Raw genomic sequence first — 21,767 nt, forward strand, 5'->3', positions numbered from 1 at the left:
CGATACCGACCGCGCATACATCTCCTCATAAGCCGCAGCATCGACATTCGCCGCAGCGACAAGATCGTCGGACGGCGGAAAAACCGCCATGCCGGTCGGGTTTGGAGTATGGGTCGTCATATCAGGATCCTCCCTCGGAATGTTTCCTCGGACGGGGCGGTGCCTCTTGGGCGGCCCCGTTACTGCAATTGCCACGAAGATACAGACGTCAGCAAAAAAATAAATAACCTACTGTATTTAAATGTTTAAACTGTCAAAAATTTGCGCTCACTATGGAAAAAATGTAAAAAAACTTACCTTGAACGGATTAAGTGCCTTGCGCTGTTGACTCTTTTGCCACCCGCCAAATGCCGCTGCGTCAAGCGCGTCCGCAGTGTTAGCGCCAATAGTCATCCCCGGCGCGGGTGTGACAAAACGATGCGCCATGCCGCATCGCCGCATCGGGGCCGATTCAGCAAGCGTGACCGAGTCGCTTGCACACCGGGCGCGATCCTCTAAGTTTACGCGCAAGGTGGGACATGCCGCCGTACCCAACGGGAGAGAGACCATGAATTTTGCAGCGAAACTGACCGTGGTCGCCATCAGCGCGACCTTTGCCACCGAAGCTTTGGCGACCGAATGGAACGTGTCCGTCTGGGGCAAGCGCCGCGCCTTCACCGAACACATCCACAAGCTGGCCGAACTGGTCGAGGAGAAGACCGGCGGCGAGTTCACCATGAACATCAGCTACGGCGGTCTGTCGAAAAACACCGAAAACCTCGACGGCATTTCGATCGGCGCCTTCGAGATGGCGCAGTTCTGCGCCGGCTATCACCCCGACAAGAACCGCGCGATCACTGTGTTGGAGCTGCCGTTCCTCGGCGTCGCCAACCTCGACGAAGAGGTTGCCGTCAGCCACGCGATCTACGACCACCCCGCCGTGGCCAATGAAATGGCGCAGTGGAACGCCAAGATGCTGATGACCTCGCCAATGCCGCAGTACAACCTTGTCGGCACCGGCGAGCCGCGCGACGAACTGTCCGAATTCGATGGCATGCGCGTGCGCGCCACCGGCGGTCTGGGCAACGCCTTCCGCGCCGTGGGCGGCGTGCCGACCTCGGTGACCTCGTCCGAAGCCTATCAGGCGATGGAATCCGGCGTCGTCGACACGGTGGCCTTCGCCCAGCACGCGCATCTGTCGTTCGGCACGATCAACCAGGCCAGCTGGTGGACCGCGAACCTCAACCCCGGCACCGTGAACTGCCCGGTCGTCGTCAATATCGACGCCTACGAGGCGCTGTCGGACGAAGAGCGCACCGCGCTCGATGAGTCGGTGGACGAGGCGATCGCCTACTACCTCGAGAACTACGGAAAGCTGCTGGAGCAGTGGGACACCGTTCTGGAAGAGAAGGGCGTTCAGAAGGTCATGTTCTCGGACGAACAGCTGGCCGAGTTCAAGAAGGTCGGCGGCGCGCCGATCCATCAGGCCTGGCTGGAAGAGATGGGCGCGCAGGGACTGCCCGCGCAAGAGCTCTATGACCTGGTCTTCGAGACCCTCGAAAAGCAGCGGATGAGCAACTAAGCGATCCGACGCGGCCCCGGCCTCTGCGCCGGGGCCTCTTGCTTGAACTGCCTTTCATCGACAGGAAAACGCCATGGCCGGAGCCTCTACGGTTTTGCAGGACGACAGCCTGCTCAGCCGCCTCGATCGCGGATTGGAACGGGTCGAACGGTTCACGGCCCTGGTCTCGGGGATCGGGGCCTTCATGCTGATGGTCCTGGCCGTGGTGTCGGTGACGGGGCGGAGTTTCTTCAACAGCCCGCTGCCCGGCTATGTCGACTGGATCGAGTCGGCGATGCCGCTGATCGCGATCTTCGGCATTGCCTACGTGCAACGCAACGGCGGCCACATCCGGATGGACATCGTGGTGGGCCGGCTGAAGGGTCGGGCGCTCTGGATCGCGGAATTCCTGACGACGCTGGGCGTTCTGCTTTTGATGATCGCGCTGGTCTGGGGCAGCTGGGCGCATTTCGACCGCAGCTTCGATTTCAGCGCGCCGAACTGGAGCCGCGACAGCTCGATCGACATCGGGTTGCCGATCTGGCCCTCGAAGCTGATCGTGCCGGTGGCGTTTTCGATAATGGCGCTGAGGGCGGCGTTGCAGCTTTGGGGCTATGGACGCGCCATCGTGCTGGGGCTCGAGCGGCCCGTCGCGGTGCCGCTGATCCAGTCGGCGGCGGAACAGGCGGCGGCCGAGGCAGAACATATTCAGGGGCGCGACTGATGGACAGCATCGAGATTGGCCTGTGGGTCACCGGCGGGCTTCTGGTGATGGTGGTGCTTGGCATGCGGGTGGCCTTTGCCGCCGCATTGGCCGGGATCATCGGACTGATCTGGATCTTCTGGGACAAGCGCGATTACGACATGGCACAGCTGGGCTGGGCCATGACCGTCGCGATCAAGACGGCGGGGCAGGTGCCCCACGGCAAGGTGGCCAGCCAGGCGCTAAGCCTGATCCCCACCTTCATCCTGATCGGCTATCTGGCCTATTACGCTGGTTTGACGCGCGCCCTCTTCGAGGCCGCCAAGCGCTGGATCGCCTGGGTGCCTGGGGGCCTCGCGGTGTCGACGGTCTTTGCGACCGCCGGGTTCGCGGCGGTGTCGGGGGCGTCGGTCGCCACGGCGGCGGTGTTCGCGCGCATCGCGATCCCCGAGATGCTGAAAGTGGGCTACGACAAGCGCTTTGCGGCGGGCGTCGTGGCCGCAGGCGGCACGCTGGCGAGCCTCATTCCGCCGTCGGCGATCCTGGTGATTTACGCCATCATCGTCGAACAGGACGTGGGCAAGCTGCTGCTGGCGGGCTTCATTCCGGGGATCTTCTCGGCCTTCATCTATGCGCTGATCATCATCGGGCTGGCGCTGACGCTTAAGAATTTCGGTCCTCCGGTGACCGGGTTCACCTGGAGGCAACGCTTTGCCAGCCTGCCGCCGGCCCTGCCCATCGTGGCGGTGGTCGTGATCATCATCTTCTTCGTCTATAACCCCTTTGGCGGCGACGCCTGGGGCACGCCGACAGAGGGCGGCGCGGTGGGCGCCTTCATCGTATTCTGCATGGCGGTGTGGCGCGGCATGCGCCTGCCCGAGCTCAAGGATGCGCTGATCGAAACCGCCAAGCTGTCGATCATGATCTTCAGCATCATCTGGGGCGTGCTGATCTATGTCCGGTTCCTTGGCTTCGCCGATCTGCCGAGCGCCTTTTCGGACTGGATCACCTCGCTGCATTACTCGCCGATGCTGATCCTGGTCTGCATCCTGCTGGCCTATGCCGTGCTGGGCATGTTCATGGACGCGATCGGCATGCTGCTTTTGACCCTGCCGGTGGTCTACCCGGCGGTCATGGCGCTGAACGGCGGCGAGATGGTGAGCGCGGCGGACAGCACCTTTGGGATGTCGGGGCCGATGTGCGCGATCTGGTTCGGGATTCTTGTGGTCAAGATGGCCGAATTCTGCCTGATCACGCCGCCCATCGGTCTGAACTGCTTTGTGGTCGCGGGGGTTCGTCCGGACCTAAGCGTGCAGGACGTGTTCCGCGGCGTGACGCCGTTCTTCGTGGCCGACGGGGTGACGATCGCGCTGCTGGTGGCCTTCCCGGCCATCGTGCTCTGGTTGCCGTCGCTCGCCTGACGGGGAACCGAACGCGGGGCGGATGCGTTCTTCCCTCAATGCCGGCGCAACGCAGGCCCGGCTTGAGGGAAGGAGCGGATGATGATGGAAGTTGCAGGTCTTGGCGGGCTGATCGTTCTTGGGCTCGATCTTTGGGCGCTGGTGTCCATCATCGGATCGAGGGCTGGAACCGGCGCCAAGGTGCTGTGGATCCTGCTCGTGATCGTGATGCCCGTGCTGGGCTTCATCATCTGGCTGATCGCGGGGCCGCGGGCCGCAGACAGTGCTGCGTGACCCGCTGAGCCCTCACCCGCCCCTCAGGCGCGGAGCGTTTCCGTCGACGAAAAGAACATCGCCTGGCTGACGGCTGATCGCACCTGATCCTCGGAATAGGGTTTGGCGATCAGGAACGCCGGTTCGGCCCGTTCGCCGGTCAGCAGGCGTTCGGGGAAGGCGGTTATAAAGATCACCGGACGCGAGCCCAGTTCGCCGAGGATGTCGTTCACCGCATCCACGCCCGACGAATTGTCCGCCAGCTGGATGTCCGACAGGATCAGATCGGGCACATCAGAGCCCGCCAGCTTGCGCGCGCCTTCGCGGGTGCGCGCCACGCCGGTCACCCGGTGGCCAAGGTCGGTGACGATGCTTTCCAGATCCATCGCGATGATCGCTTCGTCCTCGATGATCAGCACGCGGCCCGACACCGCATCGGCCATTTCGCGGCGCGCGATTTCGACCAGATGCTGCGCCTCGTCCGCGCCCACCTCCATGATTTCGCCGACCCGGGCGAAATCGAAACCTTCGACCGTGTGCAAAAGCAGCGCCTCGCGGCTGCCGGCGGTCAGCTTGGCCAGTCGCTCCTGCGCCTTGGCGTCGGGGCCCTCGGGGTCGATTTCCGCCGGTGCGCCGGTCGTCACCCAGATGCCGTGGAACACCGCGAAAAGCCCGGTTTTCGGGTCCGAACATTGATCCACGGTCGACCGGTCCGACAGCACGGCCTCAAGCGTGGCGGCGGCGTAATTGTCGCCGCTGGTCTGGTTGCCTGTCAGCGACCGCGCGTAGCGCCGCAAGTAGGGGAGCGCCTCGCCAATGGCCGAGCTCAGTTCTTGTTGTGACATTTTTTTCCCTTGTCATCCTTTTTTCGGGAACCCAACGCATCAAATTAAGGTTGGTTCCCCGGGCCACCGCGCATGCCGCGGGGCCGCAGGCAGCGTATAAGGGAAAAAATGGGTCACGACGACAAAAAGGCAAAGTCGAGCCAGGTCATAGATCAAAGCCTGAAGCAGGTGTACGACCAGATGCTCGAGGAAAAAGTGCCTGACCGCTTTCTTGACCTGCTCGCCCAGCTGAAAGAGCAGGAAAATTCCGGATCGCGGGAGAGCGGTCAATGAGCGCGTCCGACCCGCGTGATGAAATCGTCGAACATCTTCCGGCCCTGCGGGCGTTTGCGCTGAGCCTGACGCGCAACGGCGCGCTGGCCGACGACATGGTGCAAGACGCGCTGGTGAAGGCCTGGACCAAGATCCACCTCTTCGAGCCTGGCACCAACATGCGCGCCTGGCTCTTCACGATCCTGCGCAACACCTATTATTCCAACCGCCGCAAGGCGGGCCGCGAGGTGGCGGATGTCGACGGCATCCACACCGAGGCAGTGTCGGAAAAGCCCGCGCATGACGGGCGGCTGGCGCTGGCCGATTTCAAGGTGGCCTTCGACCAGCTGAGCGATCAGCAGCGCGAGGCGCTGATTCTGGTCGGCGCGTCGGGCTTTTCCTACGAAGAGGCCGCCGGGATGTGCGATTGCGCCGTCGGCACGATCAAGAGCCGCATCAATCGCGCGCGGGCCCGGCTGGCCGAACTCATGCAACTTGACGAAAACGAGGCGCTGGAGCTGACCGACAACGCCACCATGGCGGTTGTCGCCGGTCCGAAATCAGCGACGATCTGATGCCCTGGAAATCGCTGTCCCAGATTTTGCCTTCGGGGTTGGCAGCGCGCATCATTGCGTTTCTCTCCATCGCGCTTGTACCGATCGGCATCATTTCCTTTGTCCAGACCGCGCAGCTGGCCAAGGAAACCCGGCTGCGTTCGCAGCTCGATCTGGTGGCGCTGACCGAAACCGCGGCCTCGTCGGAACGGGCGGCGATAGTGCGGGCGGGCGGGGCGGCGCTGGCACTGGGGGCCGCGGGCGGGGTGTTTCGCGACGACATGGCGGCCTGCCGCGCCTACATGGCGGAGTTCGTGCGCAAGAACCCGGCCTATTCCTTCGTCGGGCTTCTGACCCCGGAAGGCACCATGCGCTGCGCGTCGCGCGCCAACGACATGGATTTGTCGGGCGAAGAGGGCTTCGCCGATCTGATGGGCGCTGCGCAATCCGATATCCACATCGATCCCAGGACCCCGGTCAGCGACCGTCCGGTGATCGTCGTGTCCGAGCCGTACCAGGTGGACGGCGCCTTTGCCGGATATGTCAGCCTGTCGCTACCCGCTGCCAATCTGAGCTTTGACCGGAGCGTACTGGCGCAGACCGACATGGAAGATCTGGTTCTGTTCAGCAAGCGCGGGCAGATCCTCGGGTCGCATATGGGGCGGATCGAAGACGGCGGTCTGCTGCCCCAAGACGCCGATCTGGCGCAGTTGGCCAGCGCGCAATCCTTTTCCTTCGCCAAGACCAGCGCCGACGGCACCGAGAGAATCTTTACCGTCACGCCGCTGGTCCCGGATGTGGTCTATGCCATGTCGATCTGGCCGCGCCGCAGCACCGCGGCGCAGGCGGTGGCGATCAACGGGTTCGCCGGGCTCTTGCCGCTGGCGATGTGGGGGGCAAGCGTTCTGGTGGCCTTTCTGGCGGTCAACCGCCTGGTGATCCGTCCGATCCGGCTGTTGGGGCGGCGGATGGGGCGGTTCGCGCTGACCCGCAACATCTCGACCCAGTGGGTGACCGCGTCGCTGTCGCAGGAATTGCAGGACATGGAGACCGCCTTTGTCCAGATGGCGGAATCGATCCTGCAGGACGAGGCCGCGCAAGAGGACGCGCTGCGCGAAAAGTCGATCCTGCTGAAAGAGGTGCACCACCGGGTCAAGAACAACCTGCAACTGATCAGCTCGATCATGAACATGCAGATCCGGCGCTCGGACGAGGCCGAAACGCGGGCGGTTCTGATGGGGCTTCAGGACCGGGTGAGGACGCTGGCGACGATCTATCGCCAGCTTTACCAGACCGAGGATCTGGGCCATGTGGACGCTGCGCATCTGCTGGGCGACGTGGTGAGCGAGATCCTCCAGCCGCGCCGGGACGCCGCCCGCAGCCGCACCTATGTCGAGCTGAACCCGGTCGAGCTTTACCCCGATCAGGCGGTGCCGCTGTCGCTCTTCGTCGCCGAGGCGCTAAGCAATGCGCTGCGCTTTTCCCCGGCGCCCGAGGGCCGCGTCGAGCTGCGTTTCGGTCCGGTCGACGAAGGCCACGCGCGGGTCGAGCTTTGCAACGACCTGCCGCCCGATTGCGCGGCGGCCGAGGCCTGCGACGGTCTGGGCACCCGCCTGATGCGCGCCTTCGCGATGCAGCTGGGCGGAGAGCTGGAAACCACCCGCAGCGACGGACGGCACAGCGTCGCCGTGACCTTCGCCATTACCGACTTCAAACCCGAAATCGTCGATTACTGACCCTGAAAGGTGGCTCCATGTCACGCGACCTGAAAACCCTGCCAACACCGACCACGACCGACGAAGGCCGCCGCCGCGTCGGGATCGAGGTCGAGCTGGGCGGCTTGCCCGAAGCCAAGGTCGCAGAGATCCTGCGCCAAGAGCTGGGCGGCGAGGTGCGCAAAGATCCCGAAAAGGGCCTGAAGGTCTGCGGCAGCGCCATCGGCGATATCGAGGTCTATCTCGACAGCCGTCCGCTCTACAAACTGAAGTCCGAACTGGGCGAGGCGGTGCAGAACATCGCCCGCCACGTCGTGCCCATCGAGTTCGTGACCGGCCCCATCGCCCCCGAAGACATCCCGCGGCTCGACGCCGTGATGGCGGCGCTCAGGGCGGCGGGGGCGACGGGCACCAGCGCGGGGATCCTTCTGGGCTTTGGCGTGCATCTTAACCCCGAGGTGACCGGCGAAGGGCTGGGGGACGTCCTGCCCACGCTGACCGCCTTTGCGCTGGCCGAGGACGCCATGCGCGCCGAAATGCAGATCGACATGTCGCGCCGCGCGCTGCCCTTCGTCGACCCCTATCCGCGCAAGCTGATCGATGCGCTGGTCAGCGATCCGCCCGCCAGCATGGAGGCGCTGATCGACCTCTATCTCGACCTTGCGCCGTCGCGGAATTTCGCGCTGGATATGCTCAGCTTCTTTGCCCATGTCGACCGTGACCGCGTGGCGGCGGTGATGGACATGGAGTCGATCTCGCCCCGGCCGACCTATCACTACCGCCTGCCCGATTGCCGCATCGATGAAGACGGTTGGGACCTGGCGCTGGAATGGAACCGCTGGGCCCATATCGAGGACATCGCGGCCAATGCGCCACTGATGAAAGCGCTAAAATCCGCCTGGAGGGTGCATCGCGCCTCGCTGACCACCACGCGTGGCGACTGGGCCAAGACGTCGGCACGCCTGATCGAGGAGGCGCTGGCATGACCCGGCCTCTGATCGGTGTCACGGTGTCGCGCCGCACCGGCTGGCGCGTCTATCCGCTGATGGCGCTGAACATCTGGCTGGCCGGGGGGCGGGCGACCAAGTGGCACAGCGCCCGAGAGGTCGACATCGGCACGGTCGACGGTGTGGTGATCGGCGGTGGCGACGATATCGCGCCGACGCTCTACGGCGGCGAGATCCGCGTTGGCGTCCGGCTGGACCCGGCCCGCGACGCGATGGAAAAGGCCGTGCTGGAAAGCGCCTTTGACAGCAACATCCCCATCCTCGGCATCTGCCGCGGTTCGCAGATGCTCAACATCGTTCTGGGGGGCACGCTGCATCAGGATGCCTATTCGGTCTATGCCTCGCGCAAATACACCACGATCCTGCCGCGCAAGACGGTCACGGTCGAGCAAGGCAGCCTGCTGGCGCGGGTGGCGGACCGCGATTGCGTGAACGTCAATGCGCTGCATTCGCAGGCGGTAAAAGATCTGGGCCGGGGCCTGCGCATCGCCGCGCGCGACGAGGGCGGGATGGTGCAGGCCATCGAGCGGGTGCGCGACCCCTTCGCGCTGGGGGTTCAGTGGCACCCCGAACATCTGTTCTATCGCCGCGCCCACCGGCGGCTTTTCCGCGCGCTGGTGCAGGCCGCCAGGGCGCGGCGCGGGGCGCAGATCAGCGACGCCCGCGCGGACGCCGCCGAGACGGCTCAGACCGGCGCGACATAGGCCCCGGCGTGGGGCGCGATCATGTGCCGGGCCAGCGGGTCGCCGGTCTCGACGACCGGGCTTGCGGCGAAGTCGGTCTTGCCGATATCGAGCACCAGATGCCCCGGATCGCCCTCGGCCCGGTGGCGCAGGGCGGTGACCGGCACAATGCGGCAGGCGCCGTTGCGCGCGCCCGCCTCGGCGATGATGAGATGGGTTAGCGCGCCTGCCTCGATGTCGAGGACGAGGTCGGCCAGCTTGCCCAGCTCGCCGTCGCGGGCAAAGACTGGCGCACCGATCAGCTCTTGTCCGCGCAGGTGGCTTTGCAGGATGTATTCGGCGCGCGGATCGGGGTCGTTGTTTTCGGCAGCGCGCTGCGCGGCGGACATGACCAGCGGCGCGTGGGTCGCGCCGAACGGGCCGACCACCAGCGGTGGCATCGCTGCCAGCATCTGCCCCAGCGCTTTTGGCGCGCCGCTCCAGACCGGCGCATCGCGCAGGTCCTGGTCGCTGGCATCGACGTCGAGGGCCGTGCCGTCCTCCGACGGGCTGACGGATGATGCGGCGGCCAGCAGCCAGTTGCTCTCGGTCCAGCCGCCTGTGTCGATGACCACGTAGCGCAACGCGCGCGCGTCACCGGCCAGAAGCACGTCCCTCACAGGGTGAGACGTGCCGGCAATTGTGGCTTGCATGGCTTGAATATCGGTCAGGCGTTTCATCATTGAAAAGGTCCTCCTGCCAATGAAACCCGCATGGGGCGGCGAGAGTTCCGGAACCAAATGGCGTCTCACGGGTTTGAGAGGTGGAACCGAAACACGGACAGAAAGGAGAAAGCGATGACGACGAACCTGTTTCTGGCCGGTCTTGCGGCGCTGACCCTGATTGCTGTCATGATCTTCGCTGTGACGAGCAAAAAGCGCGTGGACGAGGATTTCGACGATACGGACCACGAAAAATCGTCGCTGGCCCGCGACAATTGACGCCCCAGCGGGACGAGCATGAGCCGAGCGTCGGTTTGACCCGCGACGAGGTTCAGGGCAGGAGCGCCAGCCAGACCCAGGCGGTGCCCACCGACAGGATCGTCGCGCTTAGAACCGACGATGCTGCGACGCGCCGCGCGCGGCCGTACATATTGGCGAAGACATAGGTGTTGATGCCCGGCGCCATGGCCGCGGTCAGCACCGCCGAACGGAACGCCCCGGTCGAGAGCTGTGTGAGCGTTCCCATCACCCAGACGATGCTGGGATGCAGGATCAGCGATACCGCGCAGACCATGGCGATGATACGCCCGTCGCCTTGCGGCTTGTAGCGGTAGAGCACGCCTCCCATGGCGAAGAGCGCCACCGGCAGAGCCGTGCGGATCACCATGTCGAGCGCGTCGGTGAAGGGCGTGGGCAGCGCGACGCCAGCAAGGTTGAAGGCCAGGCCGAGCGCGATGCCGATCACCAGTGCATTGCGGAACATCGCGCGCAGCACCTTGCCGGGCACGGCGCCCGCGGGCGTGCCGCGGGCGCGGACCACCTCCATCGCGGTGATGCCGATGCCGTAGCAGAAGGGCGAGTGCAGCGCGACGATGGCGTAATTCGCCTCGAGCGCGTTGGCCCCGTAGGCGCGTTCGGTCATCGCCAGCCCCAGCATCACCGAATTGGCGAAAAGGCAGCAGAAGCCGATGGCGACCGCGTCCTCCCAGTCGCGCTTGAAGAGATGCCGCGCGGCCAGCAGGCCCACGGCAAAGCAGGTGCCCGACCCGGTATAGAAGCTGAGCAGCAGCCAGGGGTCGAGCCCGGCCTGCAGGTCGAGCGTCCAGAGCGCACGGAAGAGCAGGCAGGGGATCGCGAAGGTCTGGGTGAAGCTCATCAGCCCGTCGACGGCGCTGTCGGAGAACCAGCCGCGCCAGACCAGCGCATAGCCCGCGCCGATCACCAGAAAGACCGGCAGAATGACGTCGAGCAGGGCCTGCATCAGATTTTGCGCCGCGGTGCCCGCGTCGCCCGGGCAGGGGGGCGCTGCCCCCCTCTGGCCTGCGGCCATTCACCCCCCGGGATATTTTTGGATCGATGAAGCCGGGGGGCGGGGCTAGTCGGCATAGCGGATCACCATGCCGTCGTAGGCGGGTTCGATGTGATCGGGCGTTTCGGCGGCGACGGTGGCATAGTCGAGGTCGATATGCATGTTGGTCAGCACGCCGCGTCTGGGGGCGGCGCGGGCGATCCACTCCAGAGCGAGGTCGAGATGGGCATGGGTCGGATGCGGCGTGCGGCGCAGCGCGTCGAGCACCCAGCAGTCGAGATCTTGCAGATGCGGCCAGACGTCGTTGGGGATGCGGGCGACGTCGGGCAGGTAGGCGAGGTCGCGGACGCGGAACCCCAGCGCGTCGATGCTGCCGTGATTGACCTCGAAAGGCGTGAGGCTGATGGTGCCCCCAGCGCCCTCGATCTCGAAGGGGCCTTTGATCGTGTGCATGTCGAGGATCGGCGGGTAGGGGCTGTCCTCGGGCTGCACGAAGGCGTAGCCGAACCGCGAATAGAGCGCGTCCTGCGTGTCGCCATCGGCCCAGACCGGCAGGCGGCGGCGCATGTTGAAGACGATCATGCGCAGATCGTCGATCCCGTGCACGTGATCGGCATGGGAATGGGTGTAGACCACCGCGTCGATCTCGCCGATGCCGGCGTCGAGCAGCTGGGCGCGCAGGTCGGGCGAGGTGTCGATCAGCACGCGGGTGGTGCCGGTGTCGGTTTCACGCTCGACCAGCATCGAGCAGCGGCGGCGGATGTTACGGGGATTATTCGGGTCGCAATCGCCCCAATGCCCGCCCAGCCGCGGCACGCCGCCCGAGGAGCCGCAGCCCAGGATGGTGAACCGCAGCTCAGCCATGGGGGGCATCCCAAGTGGCGGCCTTGGCGAAGAGGCGGTTGAAATTGGCCTCGGTCGCGTCGGCGAAGGCGTCGTAGTCGAGGCCGAAGAGCTCGGCCCCGACGGCGGCGGTGTGCACGGTGTAGCCGGGCTCGTTGCGTTTGCCGCGATAGGGCGGCGGCGCGAGGTAGGGGCTGTCGGTTTCCACGAGGATGCGGTCGAGCGGGGCGGCGGCGAAAATCTCGCGCAGATCCATGGATTTGGGGAAGGCGGCGATGCCGGACATCGAGAGGTAGAACCCCAGATCGAGCGCGGCGCGCGCGAGCCCCGCGCCCGAGGAAAAGCAGTGCATGACGCAGGTGTAGGGCTGGGCGCGGTAGCCCTCGGTCAGGATGCGGGCCATGTCGTCATCGGCCGCGCGGGCGTGGATGATCAGCGGCAGGCCGGTTTCCTGCGCGGCCTCAATATGGATGCGCAGGCTTTGCTGCTGCACCTCGGCGCTTTCGGCGGTGTAATGGTAATCAAGCCCGGTTTCGCCGATGCCCACGAATTTCGGATGCGCGGCCAGCGATTTCAGCTGGTCGACCGTGGCCAGGGGTTCGTCGGCGGCGCTCATGGGATGGGTGCCGGCGGCGTAGAAGACGGGGGCGTGGGCCTCGGCGATGGCGCGCACCTGCGGTTCGTTCCTCAGACGGGTGCAGATCGTGACCATGCGATGGACGCCGCCCTCGACCGCGCGCTGCACGATGTCATCGCGTTCCGCGTCGAAATCCGGGAAGTCGAGGTGGCAATGGCTGTCGGTGATCGGGTGTCGGGTCATGGCGGTTCCTTTGCCACGGGATATCTAGGATGGGCCGGGCAGGGTCAAGCAGGGTCAGGCGGCGGGCGCCCTGGCCTGCAGGCCGAGGAAGAGGTCGAGCATCAGCGCCGCCGGATCGACATTGACGCCGCGCGCGTGGCGGGCGCGGTCGCCCGAGGATTGCGCCAGCGCCGCCCATTGCCGGCCGGCGGCGGCGTCGGGGGCGAGACGGCGCAGGATCTCGGCCTCGCCCTGAGCGGCTTCGGGCTGGGGCGGCTGTCCGGTCACGCCGGTGCGGGCCAGCCGCGCCAGCGCCACGTCGATCAGGGTGAGCGCCAGGTCGAGCCGCGCCTCGCGGGTCTTGCCGGCGCAGCTTTCGGCGAGCGCGATGGTGGCGGGGCGGTTGAGCCGGGGCAGGCTGCCCAGAAGGCCGAGGATCTCGGCGTAGAGTTTCAATCCATCGAGGTTCAGCAATCGCACCGCCGCCCCGACCGAGCCCGCCGAGAGCGTGGCCAGCGCGCCGGTCTGCGCGGGGCTTGCCTCGGCCCCGGCCTGGGCGAGGGCTGTGGCCATGTCCTCGGGCCCGAGCGGCGAGAGGCGCAGCTCGCGGCAGCGCGAGCGGATCGTCGGCAGCAGGCGCGCGGGCTGGTGGCAGACCAGCAGCAGCGTGGTGCGGGCGGGGGGCTCTTCGAGCAGCTTGAGGATGGCGTTGGCGGCGTTGGGGTTCATCTCGTCGGCGGCATCGACGATGACCACGCGCCGGCCGCCATCGGCGGCGGAGAGGGCGAAAAAGTTGCGCAGGCCGCGCACCTCGTCGACGGTGAGCTGGGTGCGCAGGCGCTTGGCCTTGTCGTCCCAGCCACGCCGCAGCAGGAAAAGGCCGGGTTCGGACATGGCCGCGATGCGGCGCGCGACCGGGTGATCGGACGGGATGTCGAGCGTGTCGGGCGGAGGCGGCGCGCCGAACATGTCGTCGGCATCAGGGGCGGGGGTGGCCAGCAGGAAGCGCGCGATGGACCAGGCGAGGGTGGCCTTGCCGACGCCGCGCGGGCCGGTCAGCAGCCAGCCGTGGTGCAGCCGGTCGCTGGTGTAGGCGGTCAGGAAATCCTCTTCGGCGGCGCGCTGGCCGATCAGCCGCGCGGTGTCGCGGGGATGCGGCGCGCCGTCGATGCGGTCGGGTTCCGGGCGGTCTGCAAGGTCGGTCATGGCAGAGGGATAGCGCGTCTGCGGAGGCTCGGCCATGGCGAAATGCATCGCTGGGCGCGCGCCATTCCGGGCCAGAGCGGCGGACCGGGGGCAACCTTGTCCCGGGCTTGACCCGGGACCTCGGGGCTGGCCTGAGATGGAGGCCCCGGATCGGGTCCGGGGCTGCGGTGCGCGTGGGGCGAAGACCTGCGCGGACCTGACGGGGTCAGAGCAGCGGCGCGACGACCTTTCGAACCTCGGCGGCGACCGCATCGGTCGGGTGCGCGCCGTCGATGACGCGGAACCGGTCCGAAAACTCCTGCGACAGGTCCAGAAAGCCCTTGCGCATGGCCTGCTGCAACCCCTCGCCAAAGTCCTCGAAGCGTTCCTCGGCCGTCGCGCGGGCCTTGGCCCGCGACAGGGCCTCGCCCGGGTCCATGTCGATCAGCAGCGTCACGTCCGGTTCGACCCCGATCATCAGATCGTGCAGCGTGTCCACCGCGCCGCGCAGATCGCCGCGTGACAAGCCCTGATACATGCGGGTGCTGTCGGCGAAGCGGTCGCAGATCACTACCGCGCCGCGCTCCAGCGCCGGGCGGATGGTGCGTTCCAGGTGATCGCGGCGCGCGGCGGTGAAGAGCAGCAGCTCTGTCTCGGCGGACCAGCGGTCCGGATCGCCCTGGAGCACCAGCGCGCGGATTTCCTCGGCCCCCGGGCTGCCGCCCGGCTCGCGCGTCAGCACGACGTCGTGCCCCGCGGCGCGCAGATGATCGGCCAGCCGGTGCGCCTGGGTGGATTTGCCGGATCCGTCGATGCCCTCGAAGCTGATGAAGAGGCCCTTGCCGCTCACATCGTCCCCTCAGGCCCGCTTTGCAGGCGCTTCAGAAGAACCTGGCTGACCGTCATCATCCTGTTGAAAAACCCGCCGCTGTCGACCGCCTCGGCGGCGAAGAGCGGGACCCGGTGCGCGGGAAGACCATCGGGGCGGATGATCAGCTCGGCCAGTTGCTGGCCCTCGGCGATGGGTGCCTTGATCGGCCCGGTATAGACCACCTCGGCCGCCAGAGGCTGGCCCGGCGTGATCGGCAGCAGCAGGTTGACGTCCTCCTTGGTGACCAGCCCGACGCTGTCGGCGGCGCCCATCCAGACCTCGGCATCGGCCACGCGGGTGCCTGCGCGGGTGACCTCGCGCTCGGCGAACTGGCGGAACGCCCAGTTGACGATGGCCTCGGCTTCTTCGGCCCGGGCGCGGGTGCTGTCGAGCCCGGTGATCGCGAAGATCACCCGACGATCATCTTTCGTGGCCGACCCGACCAGCCCGTAGCCCGCCTCTTGCGTGTGCCCGGTCTTGAGCCCGTCGGCCCCGATCCCAAGCCCCAGAAGCGGGTTGCGGTTCGACACGTTCTGTGGGGCGCGCCCGTCGAATTCGAACCGGCGCTCCGCGAACATCGGATAGAAATCGGGGAAGTCCTCGATCAGCCGTCCGGCCAGCAGGGTCAGATCGCGCATCGACATGCGGTGGCCCGGCGCGGGCCAGCCGCTGGCATTGACGAAGGTCGAGCTGGTCAGCCCCATCTGCTGGGCGCGCTGGGTCATCATCCGGGCAAAGCCCGCTTCGGTGCCGTCGGGGCTGAGCGCCTCGGCAATCACTGCGCAGGCGTCGTTGCCCGACAGCACGACGATACCGCGCAGCAGATCCTCGACGCGCACCCGGTCGGTCGTGTCGAGAAACATGGTCGATCCGCCATAGCTCATGGCGTGGCTCGACACCGGCAGCCGCTCGTCCAGCTTCAGGCGCCCGTCGCGCACGGCCTCGAAAGCCATGTAAAGCGTCATGAGCTTGGACATGGACGCGGGCGGCAGCGGCTGGTCGGCCTCCTTGGCCAGCAGGACCGTGCCCGTGGTCTGGTCGAGAACAAAGGCCGCCTTGGCGCGCGTGTCGAATGCGAGGGCCGCGCTGGACAGGGCGAGCAGCGCGACGAGCGCCGCCAGCGCCGGGCGTATCTGTTTGGCGATCATGATGCGGCCTCCTGTGTCCTGCGCATTGGGGTTTATGCGTTTCTCATATCAACCGCGCGGCCCGGTCGCCACCACTCACAATTGTGTGCACCGTACCGCGGGGATCAGTTGGTGACGGCGTAGGCGTCGGTAAAGCCGGTGCCCTTGATCTTCTTCAGCAGGGTCGAAAGCTCCGACTTGCTCTGCGCCGGTCCGACAAGCACCCGCCAGAAGGTCTTGCCCGAGGAGCTTTGCTGTTTCACCGTCGGGACCATCCCGGCCTGCCGCATTGCCGTAGCGGTGTTGCGGGCGTTCTGTTCGACGCTGAAGATGCCGATCTGGATAAAGGGCTTTTCCAGCGCGCTCGCGGGGCGGGGCGGGGCCGCGGGGGCGGCCGCCGGTGTCGGGGCAGGTGCGGGTGCAGCGCTGGGCGTTGCCTCGGGCGCGTCGAGCGCCGCGGCCGCCGTCGCGGCCACCGGGTCGATCGGGCCTTCCGAGATATCCGACGGCGCGGGCAGCGCCGCGCTCTCGGCGGGTTCGACAGGGTCCGACGCGGGCTCTGGCGCGACCTCTTCGCGGCGCAGCGCCACGACGTTCAGGTTGGCCGGAGCGCCGGCCAGCATTCCAAGCGCCGCGGCGGCATCCGAGGACACCTGGAACCGCGGCCCGGGCGCTTCGCGTTCGCGCCGGAACAGCGCGCCGATGACGAACTGACCGTTCTGTTCGTTGCGGATGATGACCCGCTCGGGGTCCTTGACGTCGGGATGCGCCACCCAGACGCCGCCCAGCGAGGGCCGCCCGTCCCAGAGCCCCGCTTCGCTGGCCTGAAAGATCTCGGGCGCCTCGATGTCGCGTTCCACTGTGCCGCCCGCGCGGGTCACGGCGCCGTCTTCGGCGGGCGCCGCGTCGCGTGCCTGCAGAAACCCCGGCATCTGGCCCTCTTCGCAGGCGGCCAGCAGGCCGAGCCCCGCCAGAAGCGCCAGACCGCGCACCGCTTTTCCGCGCCGAGCCGTGATGCGTCCGATCATGTCATGTCCCTTGCCTGTCGTGCCCGCCATCGCGCGCCGTCCACTCTCTGGTTGCCGGTTGATCCGGTCTTCGATGCCCCGCCCGCGCCGGACCGGCGCAGCTTTGCGCAAAGGTTACCCGGATCGCCGTCACAAGAAAAGCCTGCGCTGCGGGATCGGCGAATTTTCCCGCGCCCCGGCTTTCAGAATCGCCCGCCGCGCGCTAGAGCCCGGCAGACGGAGGTTTGGCAGAGTGGTCGAATGCGGCGGTCTTGAAAACCGTTGGGCGTGAGAGCGTCCCGTGGGTTCGAATCCCACAGCCTCCGCCACCTACACATTTTTTCCGATTTTACTGACCGGCCTAAGGCCACCTAAAGCTCTGATTTCTTAAGATTTCAACCTTGCCTCCGGATTCATTCGCTTTTGTTGTGTTTTGCCTGTACGCTTTCCTTGCGTGGTATGGATAGTGGTACAACATGGCCCTTAGCGGCAGACTTACAAAGAAGCTGGTCGAGAATCTGGGGCCGGGGCGGCACGGCGACGGGTCCGGCCTCTATCTCGTGGTAGACCCGTCCGGCGCGCGGCGCTGGATTGTGCGCGTTACCGTCAAAGGTCAGAAGAACCGCAAGGGCGCACCGCTGCGCACTGACTTCGGGCTGGGCGGTGCCGACATCGTTTCTGTCAACGGCGGCGTAAAAACCTGCCACCTGGGCGGAGCAAAAGTCGGCCAGTTTGGCGCGCGCGCCTTGGAGCTTGCGGCCCTCAATTAGCAAGCACGGTCCAAGGCGCATTGGCCGTCAGGCCAATTCCTTGAGGCTCAGTTTCTGGAGTTGGCGAGGCGGGCGCGGCTCTGGTTGAGGCGGTAGCTTTCGCCGTTCATTTCCAGGATGTTGACGTGGTGGGTTAGCCTGTCCAGCAGGGCGCCGGTCAGGCGTTCGGTGCCGAGGGTCTCGGTCCATTCTTCGAAGGGCAGGTTCGATGTGATGAGCGTGGAACCGCGCTCGTAGCGCTGCGAGATCAGCTCGAAGAGTAGCTCGGCACCGGTCTTACTGAGAGGCACGAAGCCCAGCTCATCGATGATCAGCAGCTTGACCTTGGCCAGTTGCCGCTGGAGCCGCATGAGGCGTTTCTCGTCGCGGGCCTCCATCAGTTCGTGAACCAGCGAAGCGGCTGTCACGAAGGCGACCGGCAATCCCTTTTGGCAGGCGGCCAGCCCCAGCCCGAGGGCGACATGGGTCTTGCCGGTGCCGGACGGCCCAAGCGCGATCACGTTCTCCTTGCGCTCGATCCATTCGCAGCGCGCCAGCTCCAGCACCATCATCTTGTTCAGTGACGGGATCGCCTTGAAGTCGAAGCTATCGAGGCTTTTTACGGCCGGGAACTTCGCCGCCTTGATCCGGCGCTCAACCATGCGTCGTTCCCGGTCGATCAGTTCCAACTCGGTCAGCCGGGCCAGGTAGCGCACATGGTCCACGCCCTCTGCGGCGCAGATGCGGGCCTGCTTGTCATGCTCGCGCAGGAAGGTGGGCAGGCGCAGGGTCTTGAGATGATGGGCGAGCAGCAGTTCGGGGGTGTCCGTCATGCCTCACCGCCGGCCAGCAGGCTCATGTAGGACGCGGCGGAGGTCGTCGCGATATTGGTTCTGGGCAGAAACGGATAGAGGTTCAGATCCAGTCGGGGCGGTCGGCGTTCCACACGGCATAGCAACAGGTGCTTTATGGCGTCGAAGCTGACGGTCCGCATCTGCAATGCGTCTTTGACTGCGAGGTGCAGCATCTCCATCTCGAAGCGCTCCAGAAGCCGTAGAACCTGCACGTACTCTCGTTTGCCAGCCTTACCCTGCCGGGCTTCCAACAAACGCTGCAACGTGGAGAATGCCTCAGGCAGTTCCCACCCCTGCAAGGGCGCTGCCTGATCGAAGGACATGATCTTGCGCTCGATCAGCGGCAGGTAATGAACCGGATCGAACATCATGTCGCCCGTGTCATAAGAGCGGGGATGGTCCGCGATGACCTCGGCTGCGCATCCGATGACGACGCGGTCAACGAAGCCCTTGATCCAGACCTCGCGGTGACCGTAAGCCACGGGCACCGAGTAATCGTTGCCACGGTAGCGCACTTGGGACGTGGACGTGACCTGGCCGCTACGCAGATCGCAGGCCTCAAAGGGTGCGGCGGGTAATTCCCTCATCGCGGCCAGATCGGCCACCAGCCGGTCGCCAATGCTGATCTTGTGCCCGCGCAGGATATCGGCCTGCCGTTTGCGGCATTGTTCTTCCAGGTAATCGTTGAACGCATCCCAATCCGCAAAACGCGGCATCGGCACCATGAAGTTGCGACGCGAATAGCCGACCAAGCCCTCGACCTTGCCTTTGTCATTCCCCTTACCAGGGCGGCCGTAGCGGTCGCCGATCACATAATACGAAAGCATCGCACTGAACCGCTGTGTTCGATTGCGGGTGCCGTCCGGCATGATCTTGGCCACAAGGCAGCGGTCATTGTCGTAAAGGATGGAGCGCGGCACTGCGCCGAAGAAGGCAAAGGCATGCACATGTCCATCCAGCCAGGCTTCGGTGTTGGCCGCAGGATACGCTCGGATGTAGCACGCATCACTGTGCGGCAGATCAAACGCAAAGAAGTACGCCTTCTGCTCGATCCCGCCGATGACAACCAACGCTTCGCCAAAATCCGCCTGGCCATGCCCCGGCGGATGGCTCAAGGGGACAAACATCTCCCGCGAGCCACGCTTGGCTCCACGCACATAGTCTTTGACAATCGTGTAGCCGCCAGAAAATCCACACTCATCCCGCAGACGCTCAAATATCCGTTTCGCCGTGTGCCGTTGCTTGCGCGGACGGTTCTTGTCTTCAAAAAGCCAGCCATCAATGATGGCAACAAACGGATCAAGCTTGGGGCGCCTGATCGGCACTGTCCGCCGATACCCAGGCGGCTCCGAATAGCCCAACATTTTTGCGACACTATCTCGGCTGATCCCAAAATCCCGAGCAATCTGACGCCCGCTCATCCCTTCCTCGAAGTGAGCGTGACGAACCTTCAAATACAAATCCACGGTGAATATCCCCAAGCCCTCCCGAAAATCGAAAGGACAAAAGTGGCCGACTTTTACGCCGCCCGCGACAGCGCAATGCCGCCGCTACCGTGGCCGAGTATTGCTCCGCCGTTCAGAAGCCACTCCTCAAACTCTGTTGAACCTGCCAAAAGAACCAAATTTCTCTTGGTAACGCCTCGTATAAAAGCCCAAAGGCATCAATAACTTCCTCTTTGCATGAAGAGCCGTAAGCCATTGTTTTGCAAAAAACCCCTGGGGATAACTCAGGGAGTTTCACAAGTTCTCTCAGGGGCTTATTTGACGGCTTCCTTCCAAAAATAGACGTTCTCATTTGTCTGGCCGCCATGTTTCGCCAGCTGATATACTCAATTTCAAATATACTCTCTAATATTTTTAAAAAGGCTTGCGTGTCAACCTCCGAAATCCAATCTGCAAATCTCTGCGCGCCTCCAAAATCCCGCTTATAGTTAAAATGACCATATTCATCGAGAATGTGAAAGCTAATGCCATTAAAATGCTCTTTTGCTAAAGATTTAAAATCCTTTGAATTCAATTTCTTTGCGGCAAGAAACTGAGCCTTCAATCCAATTCCAATTACACCGCTCGGTATATGTGTGCCCTGCCATCCTTTTGACAAATAGTAATCAAGAACTGCAATCTCAACGACCTGAGGCTTCGCGCTTTCACCAGAAGACCACATTCGGGGAAGAGCGGAACCATCTTCTGCTTTTTTCCCGACGTGCTCATGTAGTGGGATATAAGTTGTTGGCCAATCAAGGTGCCCCATATAAAACCTCTAAATCTTCAAATCATGTTAGCGGTGAGAGCCTGTACTTTAAGCAATCAAGTGAGATGAGGGTATCGCCCTTGAATCCTCAGTTGCAAGTTTTTTTATTTTGAATTTTTTATCTCGAGAGCACAGGTAGATACAGCGGCCAGAAAAACCTGTACGCCAAAAAACAGAGGGTCCCACGCGCTAACGCAGGACCCCCAACATTGTCAGCCGCGCTTCTTGCGGACTTGTTTTGTGCTCCATCTGTCAAGTTTGGCCTGCGCTTCTGCTGGATCACGTTTGATGCGAGACACCAAGTTCACGTTCAGGTTCAGATCACGTGCAATCTGCGAGACACCAGTGCCGACAGATAGTTGCTCAATGACCTGATTGAGCTGCTCCTGTGAATAGCTAGGTTTGCGCCCGAGATACTTTTGAGGAGCAGTGGCCTTTGCATGGGCAATACCGGCGTCCCTCGCCTGTGCCGTTGCTTCTGCCTGTGCTTCACCAAGAGCAGCCATGAAGGACAGAAGAGCATCACGTATAGCCTTGTGCATTGGATCACGTGGTTTCGCGTCAAAGGTCATGCCGTTGATAACAGTCCGGATGGTCACACCCATCTGCATGAACTCTTGGATCACGTCCTTTACATCATCATAGTTACGCCCAAGACGATCAATCCAGCGCACTACCAGTGTGTCACCCTCTCTGAGTTTATCGAACAGGCGTTTGCCCTGGGGACGTTCCTTAAGTCTTGTGCTGACACCTGACACGCCTTCATCTGCAATCGTGCAATCAATCTCAAAGCCTGCTGCCTCTGCCTGCTTCACTTGGTGTGCGACGGTCTGATCTGCTGTCGAGACTCGGGCATAGAACACAGTAGTCATAGAGGCGAATCCTTATCATATGGGTCATTATCATAGATATCATGTCATATACCCTGATTCAACCCTTGTGACACAGGAATCCAGCCCTATTTCAGTGTGTCGTTAGGGAATACTCTTGTGACATGACTTGGAATGAACAGAGAAGATTAGCCTGCACCCACCTGATGAAAGCTCATCCCCACGGCGGAAATTGAGGCGATTTGCGTCAAGCCATCCTTAACAGAC

Annotated in this window: 24 protein-coding genes and 1 tRNA gene; 12 read left to right on the forward strand and 13 right to left on the reverse strand. The window is 64.2% G+C overall.

The window, feature by feature from the left end:
* Positions 1-547: 547 nt before the first annotated feature.
* The 4 genes from dctP to RXV88_RS11875 all read left to right on the forward strand — a co-directional run bounded on the left by dctP (position 548) and on the right by RXV88_RS11875 (position 3,937).
* Positions 548-1,561: a TRAP transporter substrate-binding protein DctP gene (gene dctP, locus RXV88_RS11860; protein ID WP_316293106.1), complete on the forward strand. Its 1,014-nt coding sequence runs from the start codon at positions 548-550 to the stop codon at positions 1,559-1,561.
* Positions 1,562-1,634: 73 nt separating this feature from the next.
* Complete coding sequence (locus RXV88_RS11865; protein WP_316293109.1) at positions 1,635-2,264, forward strand: TRAP transporter small permease; 630 nt, start codon at positions 1,635-1,637, stop codon at positions 2,262-2,264.
* On the forward strand, positions 2,264-3,664 hold the full coding sequence (locus tag RXV88_RS11870) for a TRAP transporter large permease (protein ID WP_316293110.1): 1,401 nt from the start codon (positions 2,264-2,266) through the stop codon (positions 3,662-3,664). The genes RXV88_RS11865 and RXV88_RS11870 overlap by 1 nt, the downstream gene beginning before the upstream one ends.
* Before the next feature lie 84 nt (positions 3,665-3,748).
* A complete protein-coding gene (locus RXV88_RS11875) occupies positions 3,749-3,937 on the forward strand; it encodes a PLD nuclease N-terminal domain-containing protein (RefSeq protein WP_316293259.1) in 189 nt (62 codons plus the stop codon).
* A 23-nt stretch (positions 3,938-3,960) separates the two neighbouring features.
* On the opposite strand, the gene RXV88_RS11880 is transcribed toward RXV88_RS11875, so the two are convergent.
* On the reverse strand, positions 3,961-4,761 hold the full coding sequence (locus RXV88_RS11880; protein ID WP_316293111.1) for a response regulator: 801 nt from the start codon (positions 4,759-4,761) through the stop codon (positions 3,961-3,963).
* A gap of 108 nt (positions 4,762-4,869) precedes the next feature.
* On the opposite strand from RXV88_RS11880, the gene RXV88_RS11885 reads away from it, so the two are divergent.
* Genes RXV88_RS11885 through RXV88_RS11905 form a run of 5 tightly spaced genes read left to right on the forward strand, consistent with a single transcriptional unit; the run spans position 4,870 to position 8,993 of the window.
* Positions 4,870-5,034 (forward strand): NepR family anti-sigma factor, encoded by a 165-nt coding sequence (locus tag RXV88_RS11885; RefSeq protein WP_316293113.1) that lies wholly within the window; start codon positions 4,870-4,872, stop codon positions 5,032-5,034.
* Positions 5,031-5,588, forward strand: coding sequence for an RNA polymerase sigma factor (locus RXV88_RS11890; RefSeq protein ID WP_316293115.1), 558 nt, complete (start codon positions 5,031-5,033; stop codon positions 5,586-5,588). The genes RXV88_RS11885 and RXV88_RS11890 overlap by 4 nt, the downstream gene beginning before the upstream one ends.
* Positions 5,588-7,303: a sensor histidine kinase gene (locus RXV88_RS11895; protein ID WP_316293117.1), complete on the forward strand. Its 1,716-nt coding sequence runs from the start codon at positions 5,588-5,590 to the stop codon at positions 7,301-7,303. The genes RXV88_RS11890 and RXV88_RS11895 overlap by 1 nt, the downstream gene beginning before the upstream one ends.
* A 17-nt stretch (positions 7,304-7,320) precedes the next feature.
* Entirely contained in the window at positions 7,321-8,268 is a 948-nt protein-coding gene (locus tag RXV88_RS11900) for an amidoligase family protein (protein ID WP_316293119.1), read from the forward strand.
* Positions 8,265-8,993 (forward strand): gamma-glutamyl-gamma-aminobutyrate hydrolase family protein, encoded by a 729-nt coding sequence (locus RXV88_RS11905; protein ID WP_316293120.1) that lies wholly within the window; start codon positions 8,265-8,267, stop codon positions 8,991-8,993. The genes RXV88_RS11900 and RXV88_RS11905 overlap by 4 nt, the downstream gene beginning before the upstream one ends.
* Here RXV88_RS11905 and RXV88_RS11910 read toward each other — a convergent pair.
* On the reverse strand, positions 8,975-9,664 hold the full coding sequence (locus RXV88_RS11910; protein ID WP_316293122.1) for a PRC-barrel domain-containing protein: 690 nt from the start codon (positions 9,662-9,664) through the stop codon (positions 8,975-8,977). The genes RXV88_RS11905 and RXV88_RS11910 overlap by 19 nt on opposite strands.
* A gap of 144 nt (positions 9,665-9,808) precedes the next feature.
* On the opposite strand from RXV88_RS11910, the gene RXV88_RS11915 reads away from it, so the two are divergent.
* Positions 9,809-9,952, forward strand: a complete 144-nt coding sequence (locus RXV88_RS11915) for a hypothetical protein (protein WP_316293124.1) — start codon at positions 9,809-9,811, stop codon at positions 9,950-9,952.
* A 52-nt stretch (positions 9,953-10,004) separates the two neighbouring features.
* Here RXV88_RS11915 and RXV88_RS11920 read toward each other — a convergent pair whose 3' ends face one another.
* The 7 genes from RXV88_RS11920 to RXV88_RS11950 all read right to left on the reverse strand — a co-directional run bounded on the left by RXV88_RS11920 (position 10,005) and on the right by RXV88_RS11950 (position 16,835).
* The gene (locus tag RXV88_RS11920) at positions 10,005-10,934 is read right to left on the reverse strand and encodes an AEC family transporter (RefSeq protein ID WP_316293126.1); all 930 of its coding nucleotides are present in this window, start codon (positions 10,932-10,934) and stop codon (positions 10,005-10,007) included.
* A 114-nt stretch (positions 10,935-11,048) separates the two neighbouring features.
* Positions 11,049-11,846 (reverse strand): MBL fold metallo-hydrolase, encoded by a 798-nt coding sequence (locus RXV88_RS11925; protein WP_316293127.1) that lies wholly within the window; start codon positions 11,844-11,846, stop codon positions 11,049-11,051.
* The gene (locus tag RXV88_RS11930; RefSeq protein WP_316293129.1) at positions 11,839-12,645 is read right to left on the reverse strand and encodes a TatD family hydrolase; all 807 of its coding nucleotides are present in this window, start codon (positions 12,643-12,645) and stop codon (positions 11,839-11,841) included. The genes RXV88_RS11925 and RXV88_RS11930 overlap by 8 nt, the downstream gene beginning before the upstream one ends.
* A gap of 54 nt (positions 12,646-12,699) precedes the next feature.
* On the reverse strand, positions 12,700-13,830 hold the full coding sequence (locus RXV88_RS11935) for a DNA polymerase III subunit delta' (protein ID WP_316293130.1): 1,131 nt from the start codon (positions 13,828-13,830) through the stop codon (positions 12,700-12,702).
* A 205-nt stretch (positions 13,831-14,035) separates the two neighbouring features.
* Positions 14,036-14,659 (reverse strand): dTMP kinase, encoded by a 624-nt coding sequence (tmk, locus tag RXV88_RS11940; RefSeq protein ID WP_316293131.1) that lies wholly within the window; start codon positions 14,657-14,659, stop codon positions 14,036-14,038.
* Complete coding sequence (locus RXV88_RS11945) at positions 14,656-15,828, reverse strand: D-alanyl-D-alanine carboxypeptidase family protein (protein WP_316293132.1); 1,173 nt, start codon at positions 15,826-15,828, stop codon at positions 14,656-14,658. The genes tmk and RXV88_RS11945 overlap by 4 nt, the downstream gene beginning before the upstream one ends.
* A gap of 104 nt (positions 15,829-15,932) precedes the next feature.
* A complete protein-coding gene (locus RXV88_RS11950) occupies positions 15,933-16,835 on the reverse strand; it encodes an SPOR domain-containing protein (protein ID WP_316293134.1) in 903 nt (300 codons plus the stop codon).
* A gap of 218 nt (positions 16,836-17,053) precedes the next feature.
* Here RXV88_RS11950 and RXV88_RS11955 point away from each other — a divergent pair.
* Positions 17,054-17,143, forward strand: a tRNA-Ser gene (locus tag RXV88_RS11955).
* Between the two features lie 147 nt (positions 17,144-17,290).
* Positions 17,291-17,584, forward strand: a complete 294-nt coding sequence (locus tag RXV88_RS11960) for an Arm DNA-binding domain-containing protein (protein ID WP_316293136.1) — start codon at positions 17,291-17,293, stop codon at positions 17,582-17,584.
* A 47-nt stretch (positions 17,585-17,631) separates the two neighbouring features.
* Here RXV88_RS11960 and istB read toward each other — a convergent pair whose 3' ends face one another.
* From istB to RXV88_RS11980, 4 genes are all read right to left on the reverse strand, one after another.
* A complete protein-coding gene (gene istB, locus RXV88_RS11965; RefSeq protein ID WP_316293137.1) occupies positions 17,632-18,396 on the reverse strand; it encodes an IS21-like element helper ATPase IstB in 765 nt (254 codons plus the stop codon).
* The gene (gene istA, locus RXV88_RS11970; RefSeq protein ID WP_316293261.1) at positions 18,393-19,838 is read right to left on the reverse strand and encodes an IS21 family transposase; all 1,446 of its coding nucleotides are present in this window, start codon (positions 19,836-19,838) and stop codon (positions 18,393-18,395) included. The genes istB and istA overlap by 4 nt, the downstream gene beginning before the upstream one ends.
* A gap of 157 nt (positions 19,839-19,995) precedes the next feature.
* Positions 19,996-20,670: a hypothetical protein gene (locus RXV88_RS11975; protein ID WP_316293140.1), complete on the reverse strand. Its 675-nt coding sequence runs from the start codon at positions 20,668-20,670 to the stop codon at positions 19,996-19,998.
* Between the two features lie 212 nt (positions 20,671-20,882).
* Positions 20,883-21,542 carry a recombinase family protein gene (locus tag RXV88_RS11980; RefSeq protein WP_316293141.1) on the reverse strand — a complete coding sequence of 220 codons (660 nt, stop codon included), beginning with the start codon at positions 21,540-21,542 and terminating at the stop codon, positions 20,883-20,885.
* Between the last annotated feature and the right edge of the window lie 225 nt (positions 21,543-21,767).

The sequence above is a fragment of the Aestuariicoccus sp. MJ-SS9 genome (assembly GCF_032586235.1).
Classification (GTDB): Bacteria; Pseudomonadota; Alphaproteobacteria; order Rhodobacterales; family Rhodobacteraceae; genus Aestuariicoccus.

Coding starts and splice junctions, on each gene's coding strand:
- RXV88_RS11885 (WP_316293113.1), top strand. CDS start 4,870: ATGGGTCACGACGACAAAAAGGCAAAGTCGAGCCAGGTCATAGATCAA.
- RXV88_RS11915 (WP_316293124.1), top strand. CDS start 9,809: ATGACGACGAACCTGTTTCTGGCCGGTCTTGCGGCGCTGACCCTGATT.
- RXV88_RS11975 (WP_316293140.1), bottom strand. CDS start 20,670: ATGGGGCACCTTGATTGGCCAACAACTTATATCCCACTACATGAGCAC.
- RXV88_RS11910 (WP_316293122.1), bottom strand. CDS start 9,664: ATGCAAGCCACAATTGCCGGCACGTCTCACCCTGTGAGGGACGTGCTT.
- RXV88_RS11895 (WP_316293117.1), top strand. CDS start 5,588: ATGCCCTGGAAATCGCTGTCCCAGATTTTGCCTTCGGGGTTGGCAGCG.
- dctP (WP_316293106.1), top strand. CDS start 548: ATGAATTTTGCAGCGAAACTGACCGTGGTCGCCATCAGCGCGACCTTT.
- RXV88_RS11905 (WP_316293120.1), top strand. CDS start 8,265: ATGACCCGGCCTCTGATCGGTGTCACGGTGTCGCGCCGCACCGGCTGG.
- RXV88_RS11900 (WP_316293119.1), top strand. CDS start 7,321: ATGTCACGCGACCTGAAAACCCTGCCAACACCGACCACGACCGACGAA.
- RXV88_RS11930 (WP_316293129.1), bottom strand. CDS start 12,645: ATGACCCGACACCCGATCACCGACAGCCATTGCCACCTCGACTTCCCG.
- RXV88_RS11945 (WP_316293132.1), bottom strand. CDS start 15,828: ATGATCGCCAAACAGATACGCCCGGCGCTGGCGGCGCTCGTCGCGCTG.
- RXV88_RS11890 (WP_316293115.1), top strand. CDS start 5,031: ATGAGCGCGTCCGACCCGCGTGATGAAATCGTCGAACATCTTCCGGCC.
- RXV88_RS11920 (WP_316293126.1), bottom strand. CDS start 10,934: ATGCAGGCCCTGCTCGACGTCATTCTGCCGGTCTTTCTGGTGATCGGC.
- RXV88_RS11925 (WP_316293127.1), bottom strand. CDS start 11,846: ATGGCTGAGCTGCGGTTCACCATCCTGGGCTGCGGCTCCTCGGGCGGC.
- istB (WP_316293137.1), bottom strand. CDS start 18,396: ATGACGGACACCCCCGAACTGCTGCTCGCCCATCATCTCAAGACCCTG.
- RXV88_RS11980 (WP_316293141.1), bottom strand. CDS start 21,542: ATGACTACTGTGTTCTATGCCCGAGTCTCGACAGCAGATCAGACCGTC.
- RXV88_RS11865 (WP_316293109.1), top strand. CDS start 1,635: ATGGCCGGAGCCTCTACGGTTTTGCAGGACGACAGCCTGCTCAGCCGC.
- RXV88_RS11950 (WP_316293134.1), bottom strand. CDS start 16,835: ATGATCGGACGCATCACGGCTCGGCGCGGAAAAGCGGTGCGCGGTCTG.
- RXV88_RS11935 (WP_316293130.1), bottom strand. CDS start 13,830: ATGACCGACCTTGCAGACCGCCCGGAACCCGACCGCATCGACGGCGCG.
- RXV88_RS11960 (WP_316293136.1), top strand. CDS start 17,291: ATGGCCCTTAGCGGCAGACTTACAAAGAAGCTGGTCGAGAATCTGGGG.
- RXV88_RS11875 (WP_316293259.1), top strand. CDS start 3,749: ATGGAAGTTGCAGGTCTTGGCGGGCTGATCGTTCTTGGGCTCGATCTT.
- RXV88_RS11870 (WP_316293110.1), top strand. CDS start 2,264: ATGGACAGCATCGAGATTGGCCTGTGGGTCACCGGCGGGCTTCTGGTG.
- istA (WP_316293261.1), bottom strand. CDS start 19,838: ATGAGCGGGCGTCAGATTGCTCGGGATTTTGGGATCAGCCGAGATAGT.
- RXV88_RS11880 (WP_316293111.1), bottom strand. CDS start 4,761: ATGTCACAACAAGAACTGAGCTCGGCCATTGGCGAGGCGCTCCCCTAC.